Genomic DNA, 13304 nt, shown 5'->3' with positions numbered 1-13304 from the left:
GACGCCCGGCGCCCTCCCCCGTGTCGTGCGGGGAGGGCGCCGGGCGTGCCGTAGGGGCTCTGCGGGGCGCTCAGGCCCCGTGGACCTGGTCCTCCAGCTCCTCCTCCGCCTCGTCGTCGAAGACGGCGCTGATGTCGAAACGGCAGACGATCCGCTCGGGGTCGGCGTGGTCGAAGGGGGCGTTCAGCCACTCCCCCGGTTCGGGCAGGTCGTCGGCCGCCTCGACCCACAGGGTGGAGTCGCCCTCCTCCAGACCGAATTCCTTGTGACGGGACGCGATTTCGTCAGGTTCGTACTCGCCGAAGAGGGTTCCGAGGGCGGCATAGGTCGAGCCGGCGCCGTTTCCCTCCCGGTCGACGTCCACGATGCGGCGGGCCTGGGCGACGAGGCGCTTCGGCTCCACCACCGCGTAGTCGCGGCGGATCAGCACGCTGACGGCGTGCGGTTCCTCCGGCCCCGCGTAGGGGGGCAGGGAGTCGTCGGCGCCTGGGATCTCGAAGGGCGTGACCTCGTCGTACCGGTCGTAGAGCACCTCGTCGTACGCCTCCGCCGCCGCGGCGAGCGCGTTGAAGGCCTCGTAGACGGCCGGGTCGTCGTCCCCGGTGCGGCTTTCGACCGCCGCGAGGTGACGGTCCAGTGCGGCTTTGACCGCCTCGGCGGCGGCGCGTACCTCGGCAGCGGTGGGCTGCGCAGCATCAGACATAGGACAGACGCTATCCGTACCGGGCCCTTGGCCGCACAATAGATGCGATGCCGGAATACGAATTTGTCGACGTGTACGTGCCGCGCGGCGTCTCCCGCAAGGAGGCGACGCGGCTTCTGACCGACCATGCCGAGTACGGGCACTGGGAGTTGGACCGACTGAGCCTGCATCGGGACGGCAGCCGCAGAGTGCGGCTGCGCCGGCGCATCATCCGTCAGATCCGCGCCACCTGGTGAGACGCAAAGGGGCCCCGCGGTGCGGGGCCCCTGCCTTTTCCGCGCGGGTCAGGCGGTGCGGCGCGCCCGGCGGTAGATCACCGATCCGGCGAGCAGCAGGGCCGCACCGGCAGGGACGGCCATGCCGAGGGCACCGGCACCGGTGTGCGCCAGCTCCTCGGTGGGCGGGGCCTCGGTGCCCGTGTGCGTACCGGGGGTGTTCGGCCCCAGCGGGGACCCGGGGGTTCCGGGAGTGCCCGGGGTTCCGGGAGTGCCCGGGGTTCCGGGAGTGCCCGGGGTTCCGGGCGTACCCGGGGTGCCGGGGTGCTCACCGCCCTCGTTGCCGGGGGTTCCGGGCGTGCCCGGCGTACCAGGGGTGCCGGGCGTCCCCGGAGTGCCCGGGGTCCCGGGGGTCCCAGGAGTCCCCGGCGTACCAGGGGTGCCGGGCGTCCCCGGAGTCCCCGGGGTCCCCGGGGTCCCGGGGGTCCCCGGCGTCGTCGGCTCGATGCCGTTGCCGCAGCCGTTGCCCGTGGCCGCGTTGCCTCCGCCGACGCCCGTGACGCTGTTGCCGCACACGTTGATCGGCGCGTCCACCGGCACCTGGATGACGTTGCCGGAGCCGACGCCCGGCGAGTGCGAGGCGCTGCCGTCGGCCGAGGAGCCGCTGGAGCCGCCCTCGTCGCCGTAGCCGCCCGGGCTGCCGGCGTTGGCGCACTTGTTGCCCGAGGCCGGGTTCATGAGCCCGACGACGTTGACCGTGTTGCCGCAGACGTTGACCGGGGCGTGGACCGGGGCCTGGACGGTGTTGCCGGACGCGACGCCCGGCGAGTGGGAGGCCGTGCCGCTCGCGTTCGCGTCGGCGTGGGCGTAACCGCCACCGAGGGCGATCATGCCGCCCGCCGCGGCGACGGTGACGAGGCTCTTCCGGGTGATGCGTGTGACCTGTCGCATTGCTGTTCCTGCTTCCCTGCTGCTCGGCGCGTGAGAAATGCCCACCGGCCCCGGAGTGCATGGCGCGCACTCCGGGGCCGGCCTTGGCTCAAACCCTCAGGGGGTGATGCTCAACGTCAGGCGTTGACGCAGGTGTTGCCGAAGGCGGGGTTCAGCAGACCGATCACGGAGACCGTGTTGCCGCACACGTTCACGGGGATGTGGATCGGCACCTGGACGACGTTGCCCGAGAGCACGCCGGGGGAACCGATGGCGGCACCCTGAGCGCCCGCGTCGGCAACGGCCATGCCCGCACCCGCGAGAACGAGACCGCCGGTGGCAGCCGCAGCAGCGACGACCTTCTTGATCATTATTCCTCCTTGTTGGCAATGCGGTCCCAGCCGCGGACCGCACCACCTGTAACGAGGGGGAACCAGGGGGGCTACGAGCCCCTGGGGGCATTCACTCTTTCCGGTAACGCGCGCACGCACGGTCGATTTCAGGAGGCGTCGATGAAGCGGTCCAGGACCCGGACGCCGAACTTCAGGCCGTCCACCGGCACCCGCTCGTCGACGCCGTGGAACATCCCGGCGAAGTCGAGCTCCGGCGGCAGCTGGAGCGGCGCGAAGCCGAAGCAGCGGATGCCCAGGTCGTCGAAGGACTTGGCGTCGGTGCCGCCGGAGAGCATGTAGGGCACCGCGCGCGCGATCGGGTCCTCGGCGCGCAGGGCCAGCTGCATGGCGTCGACCAGGGAGCCGTCGAAGCTGGTCTCCAGGGCCTTGTCGCCGTGCACGTCCTCGCGCTTGACCCGCGGGCCCAGGATCCGGTCGAGGTCGGCCAGGAACTCCTCCTCGTAGCCGGGCAGGAAGCGCCCGTCCACATGGGCGGTGGCCTGGCCGGGGATGACGTTGACCTTGTAGCCGGCGCCCAGCATGGTCGGGGCGGCGGAGTTGCGCAGGGTGGCGCCGATCATCTTGGCGATGCCGCCGAGCTTGGCGAGCGTGGCGTCCATGTCCTCGGGGTCGAGGGGGGTGCCGAGCGCGTCCGAGAGCTCGTCCAGGAAGGACCGCACGGTCTTGGTGACGCGTACCGGCCACTGGTGGCGGCCGAGCCGGCCCACGGCCTCGCACAGCTCCGTGATCGCGTTGTCGTTGTTGGTCATGGAGCCGTGGCCGGCCGTGCCGTCGACGGTCAGCCGCATCCAGTGCATGCCCTTCTGGGCGGTCTCCACCAGGTAGAGCCGCAGGTTCTCGTTGACGGTGAACGAGAAGCCGCCGACCTCGCCGATCGCCTCGGTCACCCCGTCGAAGAGGTCCCGGTGCTTGTCGACCAGGTGGCGGGCGCCGTACGTGCCGCCGGCCTCCTCGTCGGCGAGGAAGGCGAGGACGATGTCGCGCGGGGGCTTGCGCCCGCTGCGCATGCGGTCGCGGACGACCGCGAGGGTCATCGCGTCCATGTCCTTCATGTCGACGGCGCCGCGGCCCCAGACGCAGCCGTCGGCGACCTCGCCGGAGAAGGGGTGGTGCGTCCAGTCCTCGGCGTTGGCCGGGACGACGTCGGTGTGGCCGTGGATGAGCAGGGCGGGCCGCGACGGGTCCTCGCCCTCGATCCGGGCGACCGTGGAGGCCCGGCCCTTGTGCGACTCGATGATCTTCGGCTCGAGTCCGACCTCGGCGAGCTTCTCCGCGACGTACTCCGCCGCCGCCCGCTCGCCCGGGCCGGAGTGGTCGCCGTAATTGCTGGTGTCGATGCGGATGAGGTCGCGACAGAGGTCGACGACCTCGTCCTCGCCCGTGACGGTCCGGCCGGTGTTCGACTCGCTCACGCTGCTTCCTCCCACTACGTGCCCCACATGCTGGCTGTTTGATCTCCCCATCCTCCCGCGTGTCCCCCTCAAGGCCGCAAGGGCGGCCGTCGGCCGACATGAGCCCGTCACACGGAGACCCGTGCGGGTGGTGAAGGGGTGGTGGGGCGGAGTGGTGAGACGGAATGGGAGAAGAGGTGGGGGAAGGGGTGGTGAGACGGGGCGGGAGAAGGGGTGCGAGAAGGGGTGGTGATCGGCCACCTCAGATGTTTGCTATGGTTTTCCTCGTCGGAACGGCCGAGCGGCCGGGAAGACAAGATCACCTGTCCGGGTGGCGGAATGGCAGACGCGCTAGCTTGAGGTGCTAGTGCCCTTTATCGGGCGTGGGGGTTCAAGTCCCCCCTCGGACACCAGCGAAGGACCCCACATCTTGTGGGGTCCTTCTTGTTAGGCGGCAGGAACGCGGTAGACCGGTGCGACGCAGAACCAAGGCCCCCTCCTCGCCCCTTCCCCAGCGGGACGGGATCGATCCCGTGCGGCTGCGGCTGCCGGAGGATCCGGAGCGGGCCTGGGCGAGTGTGCGGGAGTTCCTGCTCGACCGGTACGCCGGGGCCGTCGGCGCGGAGCGGATCGAGGAGATGCTGCGCGGGGGCCGCTTCGTCGGGGCCGACGGGCTTCCGGTCGCCGGGGACGAGGCGTACGCGGCGGGCCGCTACCTCTGGTTCCACCGGGACTTCCCGGCCGAGCGGCGGGTGCCGTTCGAGGTCGGGGTGGTGTACCGGGACGAGCGGATCGTGGTGGCGGACAAGCCGCACTTCCTGGCGACGATGCCCCGGGGCCGCCACGTCACCGAGACGGCGCTGGCACGGCTGCGGCGGGAGCTCGGCCTTCCGGCGCTCCAGCCCGCGCACCGGCTCGACCGGCTGACGGCGGGGCTCGTGCTCTTCGTGGTACGGCCGGAGGACCGGGGGGCGTACCAGACGCTGTTCCGGGACCGCCTGGTGTCCAAGGGGTACGAGGCTGTGGCGCCGTACGATCCGGCGGTGGAGCTGCCGGTGACCGTGCGGAGCCGGATCGAGAAGGAGCGCGGCGTGATGGCCGCCCGGGAGGTGCCGGGCGAGCCGAACGCCGAGAGCCGGATCGAGCTCCTCGCCCGTGCGGGGGGTCTGGCCCGGTACCGGCTGCTGCCGGTGACCGGGCGGACCCATCAGCTGCGGGTGCACATGAACGCGCTGGGTCTGCCGATCCTGCACGACCCGGTCTATCCGGTGGTCCGCGCGGACGGGCCGGAGGACTACGGGCGGCCGCTGCAACTGCTGGCGCGGACGCTGGAGTTCACCGACCCGGTCACGGGCGAGGGGCTGCGTTTCGAGAGCCGGCTGCGGCTCAGTGCCCCCGCTTGATCCATTCCTCCAGGTGCGGGGCCTCGGCGCCGATGGTGGTGCTGTCGCCGTGGCCGGTGCGGACCACCGTCTCGGGCGGGAGGGTGAGGAGCTTCTCCCGGATCGAGTCGACGATGGTGGGGAAGTCCGAGTAGGACCTGCCGGTCGCGCCGGGGCCGCCCTGGAACAGGGTGTCGCCGGTGAAGACGGTGCCCAGGTCGGGGGCGTGGAGGCAGACGGCGCCGGGGGCGTGGCCCGGGGTGTGCAGGACGTGCAGGTCCGTGCCGGCGATGGTGAGGACCTGGCCGTCGGCGAGGTCGCCGTCGGGCGTGTGGTCGGGGTGGGTCAGCTTCCACAGCGGCTGGTCGGCGGGGTGGAGCAGGATCCGGGCGCCGGTGGCGGCGGCGAGGGCCGGGGCCGCGTCGATGTGGTCGTCGTGGGCGTGGGTGCAGACGATGGCGCGCAGGGCGCGCCCGTCGAGGGCGGCGAGGATCGCCTCGGCGTCGTGGGCGGCGTCGATGACGACGGCCTCGGTGTCGTCGCCGACGATCCAGACGTTGTTGTCCACCTCCCAGGTGCCGCCGTCGAGGCTGAAGGTGCCGGAGGTGACGAGGTGGTCGATGCGGGTGCCCATCAGAGGACCACCACCGAGCGCAGCACGTCGCCCTCGTGCATGCGGGCGAAGGCCTTCTCGACGTCGCCGAGTCCGATGGTCTCGGTGACGAAGGCGCCGAGGTCGATGCGGCCCTGCTGGTGCAGGTCGATCAGCATCGGGAAGTCCCGGGAGGGCAGGCAGTCCCCGTACCAGGAGGACTTCAGGGCGCCGCCGCGGCCGAAGACGTCGAGGAGCGGGAGTTCGAGCTGCATCTCGGGGGTGGGGACGCCGACGAGGACGACGGTGCCGGCGAGGTCGCGGGCGTAGAAGGCCTGGCGGTAGGTCTCGGGGCGGCCGACCGCCTCGATGACGACGTCGGCGCCGAAGCCGCCGGTGAGCTCCCGGATCGCCTCGACGGGGTCGGCGGTGCGGGAGTTCACGGTGTGGGTGGCGCCCATGGCGCGTGCCTTGTCGAGCTTGCGGTCGTCGATGTCGACGGCGATGATCTTCGCCGCACCGGCGAGCCGGGAGCCGACGACGGCCGCGTCGCCGACGCCGCCGCAGCCGATGACGGCGACGGTGTCGCCGCGGCCGACGTTGCCGGTGTTGATCGCGGCGCCGATGCCGGCCATCACCCCGCAGCCGAGGAGTCCGGCGACCTCGGGGGCGACGGCCGGGTCGACCTTGGTGCACTGGCCGGCGGCGACCAGGGTCTTCTCGGCGAAGGCGCCGATGCCGAGCGCCGGGGAGAGCTCGGTGCCGTCGAGGAGGGTCATCCGCTGCCGGGCGTTGTGGGTGTCGAAGCAGTACCAGGGGCGGCCGCGCAGACAGGCCCGGCACTGGCCGCACACCGCTCGCCAGTTGAGGATCACGAAGTCGCCGGGGGCGACGTCGGTGACGCCCTCGCCGACCGACTCCACGACGCCCGCCGCCTCGTGGCCGAGCAGGAAGGGGAACTCGTCGTTGATTCCGCCCTGTTTGTAGTGCAGGTCCGTGTGACAGACGCCGCAGGCCTGGATCTTCACGACGGCCTCACCGGGTCCGGGGTCCGGGATCACGATCGTCTCGACCCGGACCGGCTCGTTCCTGCCGGGGGCGATGACCCCCTGGACCTGCTGCGCCATCGTGGACTTCCCTTCCACCGAAACGGTGACCCGCGTTACGGATGTGACGATATCGGCCAGGTTACGCGGAGCCCGCAACCTTCGCCCCGTCGCCCGCTGTCTCTTGTCTCCGCAGGCATGACACAGCCTCAGGGGGAATCGATGACCAGTGAACTCGAACCGTATGCCGACCCGTTGACCGTCCCGCCGGTGCTCCGGCCGGAGCCGGGCGACGACACGGCCGAGATCGAGATCGCGCTGCGCCCGACGTGGGTGCGGATGCACCGTCAGCTGCCGCCGACGCTGATGTGGGGGTACGAGGGGAGCGTGCCGGGTCCGACCATCGAGGTGCGCAAGGGGCAGCCGCTGCGGATCGCGTGGACCAACCGGATCCCGAAGGGCAGCGAGTTCCCGGTGACCGTGGTCGAGGTGCCGCGGACCGAGGGGCGGCCCGATCCGCACAACCGGCCGGGCCGGGAGGGCGTGGAGCCGGTCAGGGAGGCGGCGGCGCTGCCCGCCTGGACGGTGACGCACCTGCACGGGGCGCAGACCGGCGGCGGGAACGACGGCTGGACGGACAACGCGGTGGGCTTCGGCGGCGCGCAGCTGTCGGAGTACCCGAACGAGCACCAGGCGGTGCACTGGTGGTACCACGACCACGCCATGAACATCACGCGCTGGAACGTGTACGCGGGTCTGGCCGGCACCTATCTGGTGCGGGACGAGGAGGAGGACGCCCTCGGTCTGCCGTCCGGGGAGCGGGAGCTGCCGCTGGTCCTGGCGGACCGGAACCTGGACACGGACGAGGACGGGGAGCTCAACGGGCGGCTGCTGCACAAGACGACGCGTCTGGTGGCCAGCCACCCGGAGACGGGCAAGCCGGTCGGCCTGCCGTTCCTCGGCCCGTACACGACGGTCAACGGCACGATCTGGCCGTATCTGGAGGTGGTGGACGGCTGGTACCGCTTCCGGCTGGTGAACGCGTCCAACGCGCGGACCTACGACCTGGTGCTCGTCGACGAGGACGACCGGCCGGTGGCCGGGGCGGTGCACCAGATCGGCAGTGACGGGGGTCTGCTGCCGCGCCCGGTGGCCTTCGACTTCGAGGAGGGCGACGGGGGCGCCGAGACCGTGGCGCCGCTGACGATCGCCCCGGCCGAGCGCTTCGACCTGCTGATCGACTTCCGGGGGCTCGCGGGGCGGTCCGTACGGCTGGTGAACAAGGCCGCCGGGCGGGAGCCCGGGGTGCCGGACGCGGCGCTGAACGTGCCGTATCCGCAGGTGATGGAGTTCCGGGTGGGCGAGGGGGCGGAGGCGGACGCCTTCGAGCTGCCGCAGGTCCTCTCGGGCTCCTTCCGGCGCTACGACCACGCCCACGTCGAGCACGGGCACCGGCTCGTGGTGATCACGCCGCCGGGGACGGTCGGGGGCGGCGGGCACACGGAGATCTGGGAGATGGAGGAGGTCCCGGAACACGAGCAGGCCCGGCTGCGGCTGCCGGCGAACGGGGTGATCCAGCTCCAGTCGGCGGACGGCAAGGTGCGCACGTACCGGCGGACGGCCCGGACGTTCAACGACGGGCTCGGCTTCACCATCGGCGAGGGCTCCTACGAGCAGTGGTCGTTCCTGAACCTGGCGCCGGGGCCGCTGATGCACCCGATGCACATCCACCTGGCGGACTTCCAGGTGATGGGACGGGAGGCGTACGCGACGGACGGGTTCGACGCGGCGCTGGGCGGCTCGCGCTCGCCGGTGCGGTTCGACGGGGGACGGCCGGTGGAGGTGCCGGCGAACGAGCGCGGCTGGAAGGACGTGTTCCGGGTGCCGGGCGGCGAGCTGGTGCGGGTGCTGGGCCGCTTCGACGGGGCGTACGGCCGGTTCATGTACCACTGCCATCTGCTGGAGCACGAGGACATGGGGATGATGCGGCCGTTCGTGGTGGTGCCGCCCGAGGTGCTGCCCTTCGACCACGGCGCGGGGCACGGTAACGGGCACGGGCACGGCGGCGGGCACGGCGGCCACTAGCCGTCCGGCGGGCGCACACGCGCGAGGCCCCCGCGAGCGGCGTGCTCGCGGGGGCCTCCTGCTGTCGGAGGGGTCAGTCCTGGTCGCGGCCTTCGGTGGCGCGCACCCGGCGGCGGACCAGGAACCAGCCGCCGACCAGGGCCGCGGCGACCAGCGGCAGGCCGTTGACGGTGGTGCGGCTCACTCCGCCGTCCATCCACATCAGGACCAGGACGGCGGCGAGGAAGCCGAGCGTCACGATCTGGGTGTAGGGGGCCCAGGGCAGCCGGTACGAGGGGCGGGTCAGCTTGCCCTGCTTGGCCCGGCGGACGAAGAGCAGCGAGCAGACCATGATCATGGCCCAGGTGCCGATGATGCCGATGGAGGCGAAGTTCAGCACCAGCTCGAAGGCGTCGTCGGGCATCCTGGCGTTGAGCACGACGCCGAGGACGCCGAAGCCCGCGGTGAGCAGGATGCCGCCGTAGGGCACGCCGCCCTTGTTCATGACGCCGGTGAACTTGGGCGCGGAGCCGGCCAGCGACATGGAGCGCAGGATGCGGCCGGTGGAGTAGAGGCCCGAGTTGAGGCTGGAGAGGGCGGCGGTGAGGACGACCAGGTTCATCACGCCGGCGGCGCCGGGGATGCCCAGCTTGTCGAAGACGGTGACGAAGGGGCTCTGGTCGCCGGAGTAGGCGGTGTACGGGAGGATCAGCGCGAGCAGGACGACGGAGCCGACGTAGAAGAGGCCCACGCGCCACATGATCGAGTTGATCGCCTTGGGCATGATCTTCTCGGGGTTCTCGGTCTCGCCGGCGGCGACGCCGCACAGCTCGACGGAGGCGTAGGCGAAGACGACGCCCTGGATGAGCAGGAGCATCGGCATCATGCCGTTGGGGAAGATGCCGCCGTTCTCGGTGATGTTGGCGAGTCCCGGGGTGTGGCCGCCGACGTCGTGCGAGGTCACGACGAGGAAGATGCCCACCAGCATGAAGGCGACCAGAGCGGCGACCTTGATGATCGCGAACCAGAACTCCATCTCGCCGAAGTACTTCACCGAGATGAGGTTGGCGGTGAGGACGACCGCGAGGGCGATCAGGGCGAGGACCCACTGGGGGACGTCGCTGAACATCGACCAGAAGTGGGCGTAGGTGGCCGCGGCGGTGATGTCGGCGACGGCGGTCGTCGACCAGTTGAGGAAGTAGAGCCAGCCGGCCGTGTAGGCGCCCTTCTCCCCCATGAACTCGCGCGCGTAGGAGACGAACGCGCCGGAGGACGGGCGGTAGAGCACGAGCTCGCCGAGGGCGCGGACGACGAAGAAGGCGAAGACGCCGCAGACCGCGTACGCGATGAACAGCGAGGGTCCGGCGTTGGCCATGCGGCCGCCGGCGCCGAGGAAGAGGCCCGTTCCGATGGCCCCGCCGATGGCGATCATGTTGATGTGCCGGGACTTGAGGTCCTTGCGGTATCCGGCGTCGCCGGCGTCGATGTGGGGGGACGACGTGGAGCCGGCGGCCGCCTGTGCGGCGGACTGCGGCTCGGCCGCGGTGGCGCGGTCACTCATGGAGTTGATCGCCTTCGTGAGGGGGCGGGTTGTGCGGGACCCGGCCGTGCCCTCGGGGGTCTCCCGGGCAGGGCCAGCGCACATCCTCACGGTTGCACCCGCTCGCTGACTGTGACCGATGTCACCGAAAGCCCGGATTTGAGCTAGTTCAGAGGTTACGCGCGCGTTAACTACGTGTTACGGAGCGAGAACGTCCAGTTCCTTGAGAGCGCCGACCGCGATCTCCCGGGTGAGCGCCTCGGCGCGGGCCGCGTCCCTCTCCCGTACCGCCTCGGCGACCTGGACGTGCAGGGTGACGGCGGCCGGGTCGGGGTCCTCGAACATCACCTGGTGGCGGGTGCGGCCGCTGAGGACCTCGGCCACCACGTCCCCGAGGCGGGCGAACATCTCGTTGCCGGAGGCGTTGAGGACGACCCGGTGGAAGGCGATGTCGTGCACCAGGTACTCCTCCAGGCGGCGGCCCCGCGAGGTGGCGACCATGCCGAGGGCCTGCTCGGTGAGCTCGCGGCACTGCTCGGGGGTGGCGTGCACGGCGGCGAGTCCGGCGGCGACGGGCTCGATCGCGGAGCGCAGCACGGTGAGCGAGCGGAGCTGGCGGGGGCGGTCGGCGCCGGCCAGCCGCCAGCGGATGACCTGGGGGTCGTACACGTTCCAGCGCTCGGCCGGCAGCACGATGACGCCGACCCGGCGCCGGGACTCGACGAGGTGCATGGACTCCAGGACGCGCACGACCTCGCGCACCACGGTCCGGGAGACCTCGAAGCGCTCGGCGAGCTCGTCGGTGCGCAGCACGCTGCCGGGCGGGTACTCCCCGGCGGTGATCGCGAGACCCAGGGTGGTCAGGACGTGCGGATGGAGCCCCTGGGCCGGTGTCGTCATGGTGGCCAGCCTATGCGTGATCACACACATGATCACGCCGGGAAGATTAAGTACGACTTATTTGTCTCAAGCTCTTGAATACGTCGTACCCAACAGGTTTCATGAGCGCGACGGATCGATGTCGAAGAAGACAGCGAGGCACCACCCATGAGCACCACCCCGCACGTCGTCGTCGTGATGGGCGTCGCCGGCACCGGCAAGACCACGATCGGCCCCCTGGTGGCCGAGGCGCTCGGCGTCCCGTACGCGGAGGGCGACGACTTCCACCCGGCGGCCAACGTGGCCAAGATGTCGGCCGGCACCCCGCTGGACGACACGGACCGGGAGCCCTGGCTCGACGCCATCGGGCGGTGGGCGCACGGCCGGGCGGGGCTCGGCGGCGTGGTGAGCAGCTCCGCGCTGAAGCGCGGCTACCGGGACCGGCTGCGGGCCGCCGCCCCCGGTGTGGTCTTCCTCCATCTGACCGGCGACCGGGAGCTCATCGAGCGGCGCATGACGGCCCGCAAGGGCCATTTCATGCCGACCGCGCTCCTCGACTCCCAGTTCGCCACCCTGCAGCCGCTGCAGGAGGACGAGGCCGGCGTCGCCGTCGACGTCTCCGGCACCCCCGAAGAGATCACCGCTCGGGCCGTCGCGGCACTGCGCCGGCTCTCCGTCTGACCCCCTGCCCCCATCCCCTGACCCCCGAGGGACCCACCGTGACCAGTCTCAGCGTCGAGATCCTGGCAGCGGACGCCGCCGAACCGATCACCTCGGCCGGCAACGCCCAGCTCGGCATCGCCGTCCTCGCCGGCATCGCCGTCATCGTCCTGCTCATCACCAAGTTCAAGCTGCACGCGTTCCTGGCGCTGACCATCGGGTCGCTGGCGCTCGGCGCGTTCGCGGGTGCCCCGCTCGCGGCCACCATCAAGTCCTTCACCACCGGCCTCGGCGCCACCGTCGCCGGTGTGGGCGTGCTCATCGCGCTCGGCGCGATCCTGGGCAAGCTGCTCGCCGACTCGGGCGGCGCGGACCAGATCGTCGACACGATCCTGGCGAAGGCCGGCCGGCGTTCCATGCCGTGGGCGATGGTCCTGATCGCTTCGGTGATCGGTCTGCCGCTCTTCTTCGAGGTCGGCATCGTGCTGCTGATCCCGGTGGTGCTGCTGGTCGCCAAGCGCGGCAACTACTCGCTGATGCGGATCGGCATCCCGGCCCTCGCCGGTCTGTCCGTCATGCACGGGCTCATCCCGCCGCACCCCGGCCCGCTCGTCGCGATCGACGCGGTCGGTGCCAATCTGGGCGTCACGCTCGCCCTGGGCCTGGTCGTCGCGATCCCGACCGTGATCATCGCCGGTCCGGTCTTCTCCCGGTACGCGGCCCGCTGGGTGGACATCCCGGCCCCCGAGAGGATGCTGAGTTCCTTTGACGGGGCCACCCGCCCCTCGGAGGACCTGGAGAAGCGCCCCGGCTTCGGGGCCACCGTCGCCACCGTGCTGCTGCCGGTCGTCCTGATGCTGGTGAAGGCGCTCGTCGACATCGTGGTCGACGACCCCGAGAACGGCGTGCAGAAGGTCACCGACGTCATCGGCTCCCCGCTGATCGCGCTGCTCGCCGCCGTCATAGTCGGCATGTTCACCCTGGGCCGCGCGGCCGGGTTCTCCAAGGAGCGGCTGTCCTCCACCGTCGAGAAGTCGCTCGCCCCGATCGCGGGCATCCTGCTCATCGTCGGCGCGGGCGGCGGCTTCAAGCAGACCCTGATCGACATCGGCGTCGGGCAGATGATCCTCGACTTCTCCGAGAACTGGTCGATCCCGGCCCTGCTGCTCGCCTGGCTGATCGCCGTCGCGATCCGGCTCGCGACCGGCTCGGCCACGGTGGCGACGATCTCGGCGGCCGGCCTGGTGGCCCCGCTGGCCGCGGGCATGTCGACGGGTGAGGTCTCGCTGCTCGTCCTCGCGATCGGCGCGGGTTCGCTCTTCTTCAGCCATGTCAACGACGCGGGATTCTGGCTGGTGAAGGAGTACTTCGGGATGAACGTCGGCCAGACGATCAAGACCTGGTCGGTGATGGAGACCATCATCTCGGTGGTCGGCATCGTGTTCGTGCTGCTGCTGTCGCTGGTGCTGTAGCGCGGCGCAGCCGCTGG

13 protein-coding genes and 1 tRNA gene are annotated in these 13304 nt (G+C 71.3%); 6 read left to right on the top strand and 8 right to left on the bottom strand.

Going from position 1 to position 13304, the window contains the following annotated elements; genetic code table 11:
- Nucleotides 1–70: 70 nt before the first annotated feature.
- The gene (locus tag ACH414_RS24815; RefSeq protein WP_382546248.1) at nucleotides 71–703 is read right to left on the bottom strand and encodes a hypothetical protein; all 633 of its coding nucleotides are present in this window, start codon (nucleotides 701–703) and stop codon (nucleotides 71–73) included.
- A gap of 47 nt (nucleotides 704–750) precedes the next feature.
- Between ACH414_RS24815 and ACH414_RS24810 the strand changes: the two genes are divergently transcribed.
- Entirely contained in the window at nucleotides 751–939 is a 189-nt protein-coding gene (locus ACH414_RS24810) for a DUF5703 family protein (protein WP_125749393.1), read from the top strand.
- Between the two features lie 48 nt (nucleotides 940–987).
- Here the strand turns inward: ACH414_RS24810 and ACH414_RS24805 are convergent, their stop codons facing one another.
- The 3 genes from ACH414_RS24805 to ACH414_RS24795 all read right to left on the bottom strand — a co-directional run bounded on the left by ACH414_RS24805 (nucleotide 988) and on the right by ACH414_RS24795 (nucleotide 3673).
- Nucleotides 988–1869 carry a chaplin gene (locus ACH414_RS24805; protein WP_398943382.1) on the bottom strand — a complete coding sequence of 294 codons (882 nt, stop codon included), beginning with the start codon at nucleotides 1867–1869 and terminating at the stop codon, nucleotides 988–990.
- 116 nt (nucleotides 1870–1985) lie between these two features.
- A complete protein-coding gene (gene chpH, locus ACH414_RS24800) occupies nucleotides 1986–2219 on the bottom strand; it encodes a chaplin ChpH (RefSeq protein WP_382546254.1) in 234 nt (77 codons plus the stop codon).
- Nucleotides 2220–2347: 128 nt separating this feature from the next.
- A complete protein-coding gene (locus ACH414_RS24795; protein WP_386566479.1) occupies nucleotides 2348–3673 on the bottom strand; it encodes a M20/M25/M40 family metallo-hydrolase in 1326 nt (441 codons plus the stop codon).
- Nucleotides 3674–3977: 304 nt separating this feature from the next.
- Between ACH414_RS24795 and ACH414_RS24790 the strand changes: the two genes are divergently transcribed.
- Nucleotides 3978–4065, top strand: a tRNA-Leu gene (locus tag ACH414_RS24790).
- 60 nt (nucleotides 4066–4125) lie between these two features.
- Nucleotides 4126–5055: an RluA family pseudouridine synthase gene (locus ACH414_RS24785; RefSeq protein WP_382546259.1), complete on the top strand. Its 930-nt coding sequence runs from the start codon at nucleotides 4126–4128 to the stop codon at nucleotides 5053–5055.
- On the opposite strand, the gene ACH414_RS24780 is transcribed toward ACH414_RS24785, so the two are convergent.
- Nucleotides 5039–5668 (bottom strand): MBL fold metallo-hydrolase, encoded by a 630-nt coding sequence (locus ACH414_RS24780; protein WP_382546261.1) that lies wholly within the window; start codon nucleotides 5666–5668, stop codon nucleotides 5039–5041. The genes ACH414_RS24785 and ACH414_RS24780 overlap by 17 nt on opposite strands.
- Nucleotides 5668–6753: an S-(hydroxymethyl)mycothiol dehydrogenase gene (locus ACH414_RS24775; RefSeq protein WP_382546264.1), complete on the bottom strand. Its 1086-nt coding sequence runs from the start codon at nucleotides 6751–6753 to the stop codon at nucleotides 5668–5670. The genes ACH414_RS24780 and ACH414_RS24775 overlap by 1 nt, the downstream gene beginning before the upstream one ends.
- 141 nt (nucleotides 6754–6894) lie before the next feature.
- Here ACH414_RS24775 and phsA point away from each other — a divergent pair, with 141 nt between their 5' ends.
- Nucleotides 6895–8757, top strand: a complete 1863-nt coding sequence (phsA, locus tag ACH414_RS24770) for an O-aminophenol oxidase PhsA (RefSeq protein WP_398943378.1) — start codon at nucleotides 6895–6897, stop codon at nucleotides 8755–8757.
- Between the two features lie 73 nt (nucleotides 8758–8830).
- On the opposite strand, the gene ACH414_RS24765 is transcribed toward phsA, so the two are convergent.
- Both ACH414_RS24765 and ACH414_RS24760 read right to left on the bottom strand, forming a co-directional pair.
- Nucleotides 8831–10297 (bottom strand): amino acid permease, encoded by a 1467-nt coding sequence (locus ACH414_RS24765; RefSeq protein WP_382546270.1) that lies wholly within the window; start codon nucleotides 10295–10297, stop codon nucleotides 8831–8833.
- Between the two features lie 177 nt (nucleotides 10298–10474).
- Nucleotides 10475–11176 (bottom strand): FadR/GntR family transcriptional regulator, encoded by a 702-nt coding sequence (locus ACH414_RS24760; protein ID WP_382546273.1) that lies wholly within the window; start codon nucleotides 11174–11176, stop codon nucleotides 10475–10477.
- Between the two features lie 147 nt (nucleotides 11177–11323).
- Here ACH414_RS24760 and ACH414_RS24755 point away from each other — a divergent pair, with 147 nt between their 5' ends.
- Together ACH414_RS24755 and ACH414_RS24750 are read left to right on the top strand one after the other, a co-directional pair.
- Nucleotides 11324–11836 (top strand): gluconokinase, encoded by a 513-nt coding sequence (locus tag ACH414_RS24755; protein ID WP_386566486.1) that lies wholly within the window; start codon nucleotides 11324–11326, stop codon nucleotides 11834–11836.
- Between the two features lie 38 nt (nucleotides 11837–11874).
- Nucleotides 11875–13287: a GntP family permease gene (locus ACH414_RS24750; RefSeq protein ID WP_382546278.1), complete on the top strand. Its 1413-nt coding sequence runs from the start codon at nucleotides 11875–11877 to the stop codon at nucleotides 13285–13287.
- Nucleotides 13288–13304: the final 17 nt, after the last annotated feature.

This window comes from Streptomyces sp. NPDC020422 (genome assembly GCF_044386705.1).
Classification (GTDB): Bacteria; Actinomycetota; Actinomycetes; order Streptomycetales; family Streptomycetaceae; genus Streptomyces.
The sequence above is the reverse complement of the archived record's forward strand: the minus strand, read 5'-3'. Positions and strand labels throughout refer to the sequence as shown.

Bases quoted from the DNA above. Each gene is read 5' to 3' on its own strand.
- ACH414_RS24815 (WP_382546248.1), bottom strand. From the start codon at position 703: ATGTCTGATGCTGCGCAGCCCACCGCTGCCGAGGTACGCGCCGCCGCC.
- ACH414_RS24810 (WP_125749393.1), top strand. From the start codon at position 751: ATGCCGGAATACGAATTTGTCGACGTGTACGTGCCGCGCGGCGTCTCC.
- ACH414_RS24805 (WP_398943382.1), bottom strand. From the start codon at position 1,869: ATGCGACAGGTCACACGCATCACCCGGAAGAGCCTCGTCACCGTCGCC.
- chpH (WP_382546254.1), bottom strand. From the start codon at position 2,219: ATGATCAAGAAGGTCGTCGCTGCTGCGGCTGCCACCGGCGGTCTCGTT.
- ACH414_RS24780 (WP_382546261.1), bottom strand. From the start codon at position 5,668: ATGGGCACCCGCATCGACCACCTCGTCACCTCCGGCACCTTCAGCCTC.
- ACH414_RS24775 (WP_382546264.1), bottom strand. From the start codon at position 6,753: ATGGCGCAGCAGGTCCAGGGGGTCATCGCCCCCGGCAGGAACGAGCCG.
- phsA (WP_398943378.1), top strand. From the start codon at position 6,895: ATGACCAGTGAACTCGAACCGTATGCCGACCCGTTGACCGTCCCGCCG.
- ACH414_RS24765 (WP_382546270.1), bottom strand. From the start codon at position 10,297: ATGAGTGACCGCGCCACCGCGGCCGAGCCGCAGTCCGCCGCACAGGCG.
- ACH414_RS24760 (WP_382546273.1), bottom strand. From the start codon at position 11,176: ATGACGACACCGGCCCAGGGGCTCCATCCGCACGTCCTGACCACCCTG.
- ACH414_RS24755 (WP_386566486.1), top strand. From the start codon at position 11,324: ATGAGCACCACCCCGCACGTCGTCGTCGTGATGGGCGTCGCCGGCACC.